Annotated in this window: 9 protein-coding genes and 1 pseudogene; 4 read left to right on the top strand and 6 right to left on the bottom strand. The window is 62.2% G+C overall.

The window, feature by feature from the left end:
• Nucleotides 1–91 precede the first annotated feature (91 nt).
• Both GNZ12_RS08485 and GNZ12_RS08490 read left to right on the top strand, forming a co-directional pair.
• Nucleotides 92–994 (top strand): LysR substrate-binding domain-containing protein, encoded by a 903-nt coding sequence (locus tag GNZ12_RS08485; RefSeq protein ID WP_172309916.1) that lies wholly within the window; start codon nt 92–94, stop codon nt 992–994.
• A 161-nt stretch (nt 995–1,155) separates the two neighbouring features.
• Nucleotides 1,156–1,785 (top strand): GNAT family N-acetyltransferase, encoded by a 630-nt coding sequence (locus tag GNZ12_RS08490; RefSeq protein ID WP_172309917.1) that lies wholly within the window; start codon nt 1,156–1,158, stop codon nt 1,783–1,785.
• Nucleotides 1,786–1,916: 131 nt separating this feature from the next.
• Here the strand turns inward: GNZ12_RS08490 and GNZ12_RS08495 are convergent, their stop codons facing one another.
• From GNZ12_RS08495 to GNZ12_RS08505, 3 genes are all read right to left on the bottom strand, one after another.
• Nucleotides 1,917–2,078, bottom strand: a complete 162-nt coding sequence (locus GNZ12_RS08495; RefSeq protein WP_172309918.1) for a DUF1328 family protein — start codon at nt 2,076–2,078, stop codon at nt 1,917–1,919.
• A gap of 474 nt (nt 2,079–2,552) precedes the next feature.
• Nucleotides 2,553–4,271 carry a 2-isopropylmalate synthase gene (gene leuA, locus GNZ12_RS08500; protein ID WP_172309919.1) on the bottom strand — a complete coding sequence of 573 codons (1,719 nt, stop codon included), beginning with the start codon at nt 4,269–4,271 and terminating at the stop codon, nt 2,553–2,555.
• A 322-nt stretch (nt 4,272–4,593) separates the two neighbouring features.
• On the bottom strand, nt 4,594–5,469 hold the full coding sequence (locus tag GNZ12_RS08505) for a class I SAM-dependent methyltransferase (RefSeq protein ID WP_172309920.1): 876 nt from the start codon (nt 5,467–5,469) through the stop codon (nt 4,594–4,596).
• Between the two features lie 263 nt (nt 5,470–5,732).
• On the opposite strand from GNZ12_RS08505, the gene GNZ12_RS08510 reads away from it, so the two are divergent.
• A complete protein-coding gene (locus tag GNZ12_RS08510) occupies nt 5,733–6,062 on the top strand; it encodes a hypothetical protein (protein WP_172309921.1) in 330 nt (109 codons plus the stop codon).
• A gap of 179 nt (nt 6,063–6,241) precedes the next feature.
• Here GNZ12_RS08510 and GNZ12_RS08515 read toward each other — a convergent pair whose 3' ends face one another.
• Nucleotides 6,242–6,877 carry a cadmium resistance transporter gene (locus GNZ12_RS08515; RefSeq protein WP_172309922.1) on the bottom strand — a complete coding sequence of 212 codons (636 nt, stop codon included), beginning with the start codon at nt 6,875–6,877 and terminating at the stop codon, nt 6,242–6,244.
• A 291-nt stretch (nt 6,878–7,168) separates the two neighbouring features.
• Between GNZ12_RS08515 and GNZ12_RS08520 the strand changes: the two genes are divergently transcribed.
• Nucleotides 7,169–7,750 (top strand): hypothetical protein, encoded by a 582-nt coding sequence (locus GNZ12_RS08520; protein ID WP_172309923.1) that lies wholly within the window; start codon nt 7,169–7,171, stop codon nt 7,748–7,750.
• Nucleotides 7,751–7,848: 98 nt separating this feature from the next.
• Here the strand turns inward: GNZ12_RS08520 and GNZ12_RS08525 are convergent, their stop codons facing one another.
• A complete protein-coding gene (locus GNZ12_RS08525; protein ID WP_172309924.1) occupies nt 7,849–9,720 on the bottom strand; it encodes a glycosyl transferase family 1 in 1,872 nt (623 codons plus the stop codon).
• A 263-nt stretch (nt 9,721–9,983) separates the two neighbouring features.
• Nucleotides 9,984–11,002, bottom strand: a pseudogene (locus GNZ12_RS08530) (DUF3443 domain-containing protein).
• Between the last annotated feature and the right edge of the window lie 174 nt (nt 11,003–11,176).

Below are 11,176 nucleotides of genomic sequence, written 5' to 3' on the forward strand. Positions count from 1 at the left end.
TGTCGCTCTGCGGATTCGTTGGACGCTATCTTATCGGTGCACGCGGTATTAAGATAAGTTGATATTTCTTATGGCCACTTCAGGAAACGTGATGACCCGGGATATCGACAGCAGTCTCCTGCGCGCGTTCGTTACCGTTGCGGAGGCCGGCGCCGTGGGTGTGGCGGCGGCGCGCCTCGCGCGCACCCAGGCGGCGGTGAGCATGCAATTGCGCCGGCTCGAAGAAGAACTGGGACAGCGTTTGCTCGACCGCTCGCCGCGCGGCGTGCAACTCACCGAAGCGGGGCATCGGCTGCTGCCGTTCGCGCATACGATCCTTGGCGCGGGGGCCGATGCACGACGGGCGTTGAGTGCGGGGCAGGTGTCCGGCACCGTGCGGCTCGGCATGCTGGAAGACATCGCGGTCGGTCGGCTGCCGCGCGCGCTGCGGCGCTTTTCGATTGCTTATCCGCAGGTGGCGCTGGAGATCGTCGTCGATACCAGTCCGGCGTTGTCGAGCCGGCTTGCGGATGGCGGCCTCGACGTGGTCGTCGCGGACCCCGCTTTGGTCGACTCGGTGCCGTTGCTGACCTGGACGCAGCCGCTCTTCTGGGTCGGCGCGCGCGGATTTAGCCGCGACGGTGACGTGGCGTTGCCGGTGGTTGCGTTCGGCGGCGCGTGTCTGTGGCAGCAGCAGGTGTTGACGGCGCTGCGGCGCGCGGGGATTGCGTGGCGCATTGTGTGCACCAGCACGAGTTTGCCGGCGGTGCAGTCGGCGGTGGAAGCGGGGCTCGGTGTATCGGTCCTGCTCGACGGCAATATCCGTTCGGAGTCGATGCGCGTGCTCGGCCAGGCCGATGGATTGCCCGATGCGCCCACTGCCGATTTCGGGCTCTTCATGCGCCCGGTTTCAGGCGCGCAGGCGGCCGCCGTGCAGACATTGCAGACGTTCCTCTGCGAGGAATTGCATCTTGGTTTGCGGGAATGCGAGCCGCTTGTGGTACCGGCGAGCTAGTGCGCGGATAGCATGCCGACCCACTACCCGGCATGCATGTCAGCACGCAAATGACCGCACGCGGGCGCGATGTCCCCTGTGAGTTTTTACGACATTTTTTCTTGAGACGCTTAGTCGCGAAATCTACACTTCGTGCATCCAGAAAGCGCGAGGTGTTCAACGTGAAGCGACGTGCAACGACGCAACAATCCGTCCGTATCGACTATGTGTGTCACGGCGTGGGCCGTATCGAACTGCGCCGCTTCGATCCGACGCGCGATTCGTACGTTGCGTTGACCGCGCTGCTGCATCGGGGATTCACACGACTCGGTGCGATGGGGCTGAATTGCACCTGTGTGGATCAAACGGTGGAGACGACACGTTCACGCGCGACGCGCGGCGATTGCTACGTGGCGGTTTGCGAGGGGCGCATTGTCGGCACGATGACGCTGTATGCACCGGATCATGAGTCGCCTTGCGAGCTGTACCGGTGCGACGATATTGCCAGCTTGCGCCAGTTCGGCGTGGAGCCCGTGTGGCAGGCGCGGGGCATCGGAACCTTGTTGATCGCTTTCGCCGACCATTGGGCCGCGACGCGCGGGTACGCGGAGCTCGCGCTCGACACGCCGCAACCGGCTGCGCACCTGATTACGTTTTACAGAGGGCAGGGGTTTCGCATTGTCGATTTCGTACGCTTCGACGGCAAGCATTACGACAGCGCGATTTTGAGCAAGCCGCCGGTGGCGACGCGCACGCTTGCTAACTGGTCGCATAGGTTGACTGTGCCGACAAGGATTGCGCGCGCCGCGTGAAAGGGGCGGGCTAGCAGTAAACCCCCGGTGCGGGCAGCAACTCTTGCAATACTGTATGGCAAGTATTGCAACGAGCCGCTGGTCCCCGCGCCGGTGCGGGTGTTCCCTCGCTTACCGGGTTGATGTGGTGGTCAGCGTCGAATGACGCCCATCAACAAGGTGACGAGGAAGATCACCACGAAGATGAAGAACAGGACCTTGGCGATTTCCGCTGCGCCTGCGGCGATACCGCCGAAGCCGAATACCGCGGCGATGATCGCGATGATGAAGAAGATTGCGGCGTATCGAAGCATGGGACCTCCCACCGATGGATTGCTGGATTGAAGTTCAAAACGGCGGCTCGTTGTGGGCACTGCGTGCTTTGACGGTTTTTTTGCCGGCGAGCGATATCCAGCAATTGATGTGCCCAAGGGGGCGAACAAGTGGTGCCCCTAATCGGCCAGCCGCGTCAGCGGCGGATGTCAGCACGTGATGATTTGTAGAGCTTAGGTAAACGCGAACATCCGAGAAGGCGAACATTAAAACCGCGACGGCGCGCGCCGCGCCGCCGGAAGTATGACTGCCTTGTCACTCAGGCGGAATGTGCGAGAACACAGATTCCAGATGCACCACTACCGTGACTGTGCGAGGGCCCCGCTTATAAGCTGGCGGTGTGAGCCGCTTTCTTTTGCCTACTTTTCTTTGCGGCATGCAAAGAAAAGTAGGTGCCGCCCCGCACAGGGGCAACGCTAATGGACCACTAACAAAGCAAGGAAAGGCCAAACACCTCAAACCTCCACACGCTCCGCGTCATCACTCATCGCAACCTCAAAAAACCGCGCCTGCGCATCACCACTAGCCCGAGCATAAGCCCGATTCACCCCACTAATAACAGCCCGAATAGAAGCCGTCACCAGATTCGCATCGATACCCACCCCAAACGCGCTCCCAGTCACATCAGCGCCAGCCATCTCAGCCACGGCCACAGCGCGCGCATCGGCGCCCTGAGCCAAAGCCCGCTCTTCATAGTGCTGAATGCGCACCGGCACACCGATCGCGTGCATCAACGCATCAAGCGGCCCATTACCTTCACCGCTCAGCACGCGCCGCGAACCCTTGATATCAACGGTCAGCTTGATATGCTCGCGACCCTCGCTCTCGGACAGACTATGTCCAACATAGTGAATGGGTTCAGCACTGTGCACATACTCCTGCTGGAACAATTCCCAGATCTGCGAAGGCGTAACTTCCTGCCCGCTATCATCGGTATGACGCTGCACAGCAGAGCTAAAATCGACCTGCAAACGCCGCGGCAACACCACGCCATAACTTTGCTCGAGCAAATAAGCAATCCCGCCTTTGCCTGACTGGCTATTCACCCGAATCACCGAATCATAAGTGCGCCCGAGATCGCTCGGATCGATCGGCATATAAGGCACTTCCCAGCGCGCATCCGGTTTCTGCACGGCAAAGCCCTTCTTGATCGCATCCTGATGCGAGCCGGAGAAAGCGGTGAAGACCAGATCGCCGACATACGGATGACGAGGATGCACCGGCAACTGCGTGCATTCCTCAGCGGTGCGCGCGACTTCATTGATATTCGAAAAGTCGAGTTCAGGATCGACACCCTGCGTGTACAGATTCAACGCAAGCGTCACGAGATCGACATTGCCGGTGCGTTCGCCATTGCCGAACAAACACCCTTCGACGCGATCCGCTCCTGCCATCACCGCCAGCTCCGCAGCCGCTACGGCAGTGCCCCGATCGTTATGCGGATGTACCGAAACGATCAACGAATCGCGACGTGCGAGATTGCGGTGCATCCATTCGATCTGGTCCGCGTAGACGTTCGGCGTAGCCATTTCGACGGTAGCGGGCAGGTTGACGATCGCTTTGTGCTCGGGCGTCGGTTGCCAGATGTCGAACACGGCGTCGCATACTTCCTTGGCGAATTCGAGTTCGGTGCCGCTGAACACTTCCGGGCTGTATTGCAACGTGAAGTGCGTTTCCGGCGCGGCGTCGGCGAGACGCTTCATCGTACGTGCGGCGTTTTGCGCGAGTTCTTTGACGCCGCTCTTTTCGAGGCCGAATACGATGCGGCGGAATTCCGGTGCCGTGGCGTTGTACAGATGGACGATGGCGCGCGGCACGCCACGCAAGGATTCGAAGGTGCGCTCGATCAGGTCGTCGCGCGCTTGCGTCAACACTTCGATGGTGACGTCGTCGGGGATATGGCCGCCTTCGATCAGCTCACGCACGAAATTGAAGTCGGTCTGCGAGGCAGACGGAAATGCGACTTCGATTTCCTTGAAGCCGATCTGCACCAGCGTCTTGAACATGCGCATCTTGCGTTGCGCGTTCATCGGCTCGAACAGCGCCTGATTGCCGTCGCGCAGGTCGGTGCTCATCCAGATCGGCGCGCGCGTGATGACGCGCGATGGCCACTGGCGGTCCGTCAAATTGATGGGCTTGAACGAGCTGTACTTGGTCGCAGGGTTCTTCAACATTTTCATCATCCTTAAGGTTCGACAAGCTGGGCTGTGGACCGGACGACGAAAAGACAAAGCATGGCCGCCGGTCGAAAACCGGGGCTGGGTCAGTTACTGGGGAATTGAGCGGTGCTTCGGGTGTATCAGATGGAAGCGCGCAGCAGCAGACCTAGCCCGGTAGAGCGGGCTAGTAGTAGCGATAGGATGGTCTGGGCGCGGTACATAGTGCGCCATAGGAACATATTATTTGAGCAGCGTCAAGCGTGGTGCGGCAAAGGGCGCGCCGGCTGGGGGGCTTATCCCGGCATGGGCGCGCTGAAACCCGAGCTGGTCATGCCCGTCACCTGGGTTTCACGAATCGCAACGTCATGCGATCCGATTCGCCGATCGCCGCGTATTTCGCCCGATCGACATCGTGGCCTTCATACGTGGGCGGCAGCGACCACACGCCATGCGGATAATTTTTCGTGTCGCGGGGGTTGCTGTTCACCTCGCTTTGGCCCGCCAATTCGAACCCTGCCGCGCGCGCGTGTTCGATGACATAGGCTTCGGTCACATAGCCGGAGTCGATGGTCTGTTGCAGGGAGGTGCCCGGCGCCGCGCGATGTTCCTCGACACCGAGGATGCCGCCCGGCTTAAGTGCCGCGTAGAAGGCGTGCAGGTTCGCGTCGATCTGGCCGTCCTTGATCCAGTTGTGGATATTGCGGAAGGTCAGCACCTGGTCGACGCTGCCATTGGCCGGAAAGCCGCTGAACTGGCCCGCTCGCAGCGTGCCGACCATCACATTGCCGTAGACCGCTGGCGTGGCCGCCAGCTTGCGCGCGAAAGACGCCCGGCCAGCCTGCTCCTCTGCCGCCGACGCAGCCTCCGGGCTGTCGTATTGCGCCTCGTACAGCGTGCCGTGGTCGTGCAGATAGGGCGCGAGTATTTCCGTGTACCAGCCACCACCGGGCGCGATCTCCAGCACGGTTTGCGACGGCGTCACGCCGAAGAACTGCAGCGTTTCCTTCGGATGGCGGTAGACGTCGCGTGCGCGGGCCTTGTCGCTGCGCAGCGGTCCGGAAATCGCGGCATCGAGCGAGGCAGAATCAGCCGCGGAGAAGGTCGACGCCGTCGGCATAGCGCAGGCGGCTAGCAGCAGCGCCGCGCTCAGTACCGCGAGCGTGGCACGCAGCGCGCGGGCTTGGGGAGTGGGGTGGGTGTTCATGGCACCCATTATCGGGCGCGATCTGCCTGGAAAGAAATCGCCAATCGGCATAACGATATGCGCTTGTGGCATTTGCTGCGTCCCCGCGGCTTCGGTCAGCGCACGGTGCGCGCCGGTTCGGCCCTTTTGCGGTGAGCGGGCAGATTTTGCCGAATCCGAAAGACGAGGTAGCGCGTATAAATGATGTGATCAGCGTCTGCCGCGCGCGCTCACGCGCTTGTACTGGAACCGCGGACCTGATCGCCTTTCATTTCACTTTGCCGGAGGCAGGTATGAAACGAACTTCGAGGACGTCGAGGGTAGTGGGAGTCTTGCTGTGCGCGGCCGCTTGCGGTGTTGTCGCGCAGGCTGGTGCACAGGGCCTGAGCGTGCAGGACGACATCAACGCGCCGCAAAACAGTACGCGTTTGATGCCGAACGCGGCGCGCGGCAGCGAATATCCGACGCACGGTAACCAGCAGGCGGGCGAGTTGAATCTGAATCCGGCCGATCCGCGCGCGCAACTGGTCAATGGGTTGCCGAACAATACCCAGGCGGGTGGTTACGGTTCGCCGCTCGCCGGCGTGCGCACCTACGTGCAGCCGCAAATGCCGTCGAACTGAGCGTTTGCGCGGGCGACAGTCGGTCGTGCTGCATCGCGCGCTGGCAGCAGCGCATCCCGGCACGGACCGCAGCGTTTTCGTTTTCGTATTGGGTTTTAGTTCAGGCTTTCAGGCTCCGGCGCGACCACCCACACGTCCCCCATTACCCGGCGAGCGGATCCGCCGGCTCCATGTCTGGCTCACATGCCGCACACGATCCGCAACGTATCGTTCTGCACGATCACCGAGACGCCAATGACCAGCAGGATCAGCGGCAGCAGCGCCGTACCGCAGCGCCGGATCGGCGCGCCCAGCAACGGATGCTCCACCAGCCACACCGCGCCCGCGCACCATAGCCCGATCATCACGACGAACACCAGAGAGATGAACGTGCCCTCGCTGTGCGAATGACTCGCGTACAAGGGGACGTAGACAGCGAGATTGTCCGAGCCGTTGGCGACCGCCACGCACGCGACTGTCCACCATGAGGAGCCTGCGCCGGCCGTAGCCGGCGTGGCCGGTGCAAGCGTGCGCGCGGTGGCCTGCGTCTCTTTCTCCTGATCCGCGTTGCCAGGTCGAAAGCGTGTCCACGCCTTACTCAGACCCACGCCGATCGGCAAGATACCGAGCAGACCGACATAGCCGGTAGGGAGTTGCGTCAACAACGCGGCGAGCAGAATCGATCCCACGATCAAGATCAGCGAACCGGCAAACTGCCCGGCGATCACGCGACGCCGGTGGCCGCCCGTTTCCGCAAGGAAGGCGAGCAGCACGAAAAGGTTGTCGATATTGGTGGCGGCGTAAGCCGCGATGGCGAGCAGGGCAAGGCTGAACATGCGGGAAAGCCGGTCAATGCAAAGTGGGAAAACGGATCTGTACCCAGGAAGCGGGTCCAGCTGAAGAGGCCGCAGCGTGCCGGAGATATGGCGGCCGGTCAACACGATGCCGATGCAAGGCGTCGCGGTCAGTGCGTTTCTTTGCCTTGCACAATGCGCGCGCCCTGCGGTTCAGAATGTCCACGTGCGGCGCTGCGCCGTCTTTTGCCTGCGCCGCCCACGTGGCCGTCCCAGTGCCGATCCCTCAGCCCGTAAGCTACAATTGCCGACGGCTTGAAAAACGGAACATCAATGAAGATTCGGATTCTCTCTATCGCCTGCGTCACGACCGCCGCCACGCTGCTGGCGGCCTGCACGGCCGTCTACAAGAACTCGGACGCATGCGAGCAGTTGATGCGAAGCAAGCTGGCAGAAACGTCGCCGGATACGTTGAAGATCGCTCATACGGGCGCCGGTATCGACGGTTCGCGGGTGGTCGTTGAAGGATCGATCGAGCATGTGGTGACGGCGTCGGAGGTTGCGGCCGCCTCGGCGGCATCCACGGCAGCTTCCGCCGCGAAACTGGCCAATGCGTCGCACCCGGCTTCGGACGTGCGCGTGGCGTCCACGGTGTCCGTGGCTTCCTCAGCTTCGGACGCTGCGGCTGCCTCCGGCGTGACGGCTGGCATGGCTTCAGGTGCTACGGCCGCTTCGGCGAGCCTTGCTGCGTCGGGGGCCGACGCAACCACGCTCAGATCGGCCAAGCCGAAGAAGACCAGCACGGCGGCTGCCGCCGAGTGCACGTTCCACGGCTCGGCGCTGAGCGTATTTAGCTGGTTGGCACCGGCAAAGCTCATCAAACCGGCCGATGAAGCCGGCGCAGCGACCGAGTAGCCATTTCTGTTGCGCCTGTTGTCGCGGGCTAACGCCCCCCAATTACTTCATGCTGTACTCAACGAACACAGCATGATCCGGTTAGCGCAAGACGAATCTCAAGCCGTTCCGTTCGCGTGGCGGCTTTTGTTTTCGTGCATCAGTTCCAGCACGCGTTCGCCGAACGCCTGCGGCCGCCCTTCGAAGCAGCGCTGCACGGCTTGCGTATCAATCAGTCGCTGCCGCAGCGCGGTGCGCTCGTCGTGCTGGTCGATCATGCGCACGGCTGCGGCGATATAAGCCTCGACGCTGTCCGTGGTGATCCACGACGGCATGCCCACGCGCTCGAACAGCGCACCGTCGATCTGCTCGAATACCTCCGGTCCGCGTTTGCAGACGCCAGGTAAGCCAAGCGTTAACGCATCGACGATACCGTTGGTATTGCCGAACGGGAAAGGGCTGAGGAACAGGTCGGACTGGTTGACGCGCGCCAGATACGCGGCGTAGTCGTGGAAGTCGTGCACGACGGCGCCCGGTAACGCACGCGTAACGACGTCGCGCAGACGGTCGAACGGCAGACCCGACGGCACACCGGTCATGAAGTGAAACTCAATGGGTGTCGCGGCACGCTCGCCGATAGCGCGGCAAGCATCGAGAAAACCAGGATTGAGCTTCATCGCACTGGCCGTGATGACGATCTGCAGCGTCTCGCGCGGCGGCGGAATCTGCGCGACGATGTCAGGCAGCGCGACGGACGGGCGGTACGGTTGGCCGTCTTTCGGCAGCTTCATCAGGCGTTCGCTGAAGCAGGCCGGGTCGCCGACATAATCCTCCTCGACGCTGATGTAGTCGATCTTGTCTGAATGCGTAGTGGCGGGATGGCCGAGCGCCGCGATTTGCAACGGCGCGATGCGCAGATTGGACATGAACACCGTCAACACGAACATGCCGACGCTCGGCATGTACAACACATCCGGCTGCTCGGCCTCGGCGAAGTCGCGAATCGTTTTCAGGCACTCGCCGATATAGTCCGGCTGCTCCAGTTCGATGAAGCGGTCGAAGACGTTCCGCCCGACTTCGTCGAGCGCGTAACCGAAGCCGAAACCCACCACCTCGAAATGTTCGCGCGCGGCCTCAAGTGTGCGCGAATGCGTGCGGTAGATCGAATGGGCGCCGCTGAACCATTCCAGCACCACCACCATCAAGGGCTTCTTGCCACTTCGCCCTTTGCCTTTGGCACGCGTGCGCGTCGGCGCGGACAGGTCGATAAGGCCGAGTTGCGCGAGCTTGCGCCGTACCAGCACATTGATGTCCTGCTTGATCGCATGCCGCCGCGGTGTGTCGGCATAGCTGCAGAACATATAGGCATTGTGCAGCACGGCCGAGGGCAGGTCGTCCAGGTCGTCGATTTGCTGCAGCTTGCCGGGCAGCCACTCAAGGAGCGCCTCACGCTTGAGATGCGCGTTTGGCGAGCCTTTGAACACCGGCGCCAGCAATGCCAGGGCGAGACAGGCGGCGATGGTTTTGTCGTACGCCCAAAGCGCGGCGAAGTCGAGTTCCAGTTCGGACTCGGTCGAATAGAGCACACATAGCTTCTCGATGAAGCTGTCCCCTGGCAGGAACTGTGCATCCTCCGGGCCGCGGGGATTCAGGTAACGGGTGACGTGGTCCGCATTGCCTGATGCGGTGGCCGAGAACAGCACGCCGATCCATTCGTGCAGCGTGAGAAACAATCTGAAGTACTCGGTGGGCGGGCGGAAATTCGGGTCGGCGAACAACGTGGACGCTGCGCTTGTGAGACGCGTGCAGAAACGCTGACGTTGCTCATCGGGAGACAGGTCGGTCATGCCCGAGGCTTTGAAGGCCGCGTTCAATTCGCCGCGCGTTTGCTGAAGAAGCGCGAGTGCAGCAATAAGCTGAAGCGAGGCTTGAGTATGCTGCTGCGTGTAGACGAGTTGCTCGAAATGGTCGAGCGAAAAGGTGGCTTCCATCGTTTGACTTTTGTTAGATATGCAGGACTAACGATATCGAGATGACGCTAGCCGGAAACGACGATTATTGCAGTCAGGGCGTATCAAATTAGCCCTGGATGGGAATTTGGGAATTTTCCGCGTCGGAGAATCTGAATGGTCCGTAGGATTTACTCTGTTTCAGCGTCGGAATTTGACCTTGATAAGGAAGTCTGCTCGGGCACTCAAGCGAACCCGCCTGACACCGCTGTCTTGCGCCAAGGCGGATCCCCGACAGTGAGCACTCAGAATGCGTAATACGGACCCGGCCCGGCCGACGTTGTGCGCGACGTGATCGCGGTGTAGACCCGCCGTCCGAAAAAGAACGGCAGGCCCCAGCCGAAGCTGTTGCTGGCAATGCCGGCCAGGTTGTCGAAGGCATTATTCGACGACGCGAACAGCGCGGTCGAATTACCGATCGAAAACGACACCGTGTTCGACGCGCCATCGGTACCCACGATCGAGGCGCTCGCTGATTGCGTCGAACTGGGGCAGTACCAGTAACCGCATTGTGGCAACTGACTATTACTGAAGAAGAGCGCGTTGGAGCCACTGTCCACGTAGCTCGTCGAATAAGTCTGGCTGGCGCTGCTGGTGACCACATACCCCGTCTGCGAATTCGCCCTGACCACGCTTGCGCCGCCCAGCGTGTTGTTCGCCTGGGTGCCGATGCCGAAGATCAGCGAGCCTGACACGTTGGCCGCGCCCCCATTGGCGATCGCCGGCAGGTCGATGACCACGCCATTGTTGTCGAGCGCGAAGCTGCTGACCGGATTGGTCACCTGCTGCGCGAGCGCTTGTGTGCTCGCGAGGCAGTTGCCGCTGGCGTCGCAACTGTAATACCAGCGCGGCAGCGCGGCATTGACGCAGCCGCTGCCGCAGTCGGCCGCGAACAGGCCGACGCCAAGAATGCCGTTGGCGCGCAGGCTCGAGACGGTCAGCATCGCCGGGCCCGAACCCGCGCAGTCGGTGGGCACGGTGGGCAGGGCGGGGTCGGAGATCAACTGGATCGGAATGGCCGCGGCCAACTGACCTGCCATGCGCACATCCGCGCTGCGCACCGCGCCCCACGCATAGCCGCCGCCGAATACCGCGCATTCGCCGGTGACGCCGCTGCCCGAACCCACGCCGCCAGCGTGAAGCCGGCCGGCAGCGCGGACGCGAGAATCCGTAAGCCGTGCGAGCCGGTGTCGACCTGAATATTGTCGATCGTCGCGCAGTTGCTGGTGCCGGGCTGGCAGACGGTGACACTCGTCGTCAGCATGTTGCGCGTTAGACCCGGTGCGGCGGTGACGGCGATCGGCTGAACATTCGGCGTGGTCGACTGTGGCACGGAGGTGGCCACGTTGGACGCGGCCCCCCCGGACGGCGCGCTGGCGCCCGGCGGGGGTGCGGCGGGGGGGCTGGGGGCGGGGCTGGGGGGGGGGGGCGTGGGGGG

The sequence above is a fragment of the Paraburkholderia solitsugae genome (assembly GCF_013177695.1).
GTDB classification, from domain to species: domain Bacteria; phylum Pseudomonadota; class Gammaproteobacteria; order Burkholderiales; family Burkholderiaceae; genus Paraburkholderia; species Paraburkholderia solitsugae.

Bases quoted from the DNA above. Each gene is read 5' to 3' on its own strand.
- GNZ12_RS08485 (WP_172309916.1), top strand. From the start codon at position 92: ATGACCCGGGATATCGACAGCAGTCTCCTGCGCGCGTTCGTTACCGTT.
- GNZ12_RS08495 (WP_172309918.1), bottom strand. From the start codon at position 2,078: ATGCTTCGATACGCCGCAATCTTCTTCATCATCGCGATCATCGCCGCG.
- leuA (WP_172309919.1), bottom strand. From the start codon at position 4,271: ATGTTGAAGAACCCTGCGACCAAGTACAGCTCGTTCAAGCCCATCAAT.
- GNZ12_RS08505 (WP_172309920.1), bottom strand. From the start codon at position 5,469: ATGGGTGCCATGAACACCCACCCCACTCCCCAAGCCCGCGCGCTGCGT.
- GNZ12_RS08510 (WP_172309921.1), top strand. From the start codon at position 5,733: ATGAAACGAACTTCGAGGACGTCGAGGGTAGTGGGAGTCTTGCTGTGC.
- GNZ12_RS08515 (WP_172309922.1), bottom strand. From the start codon at position 6,877: ATGTTCAGCCTTGCCCTGCTCGCCATCGCGGCTTACGCCGCCACCAAT.
- GNZ12_RS08520 (WP_172309923.1), top strand. From the start codon at position 7,169: ATGAAGATTCGGATTCTCTCTATCGCCTGCGTCACGACCGCCGCCACG.
- GNZ12_RS08525 (WP_172309924.1), bottom strand. From the start codon at position 9,720: ATGGAAGCCACCTTTTCGCTCGACCATTTCGAGCAACTCGTCTACACG.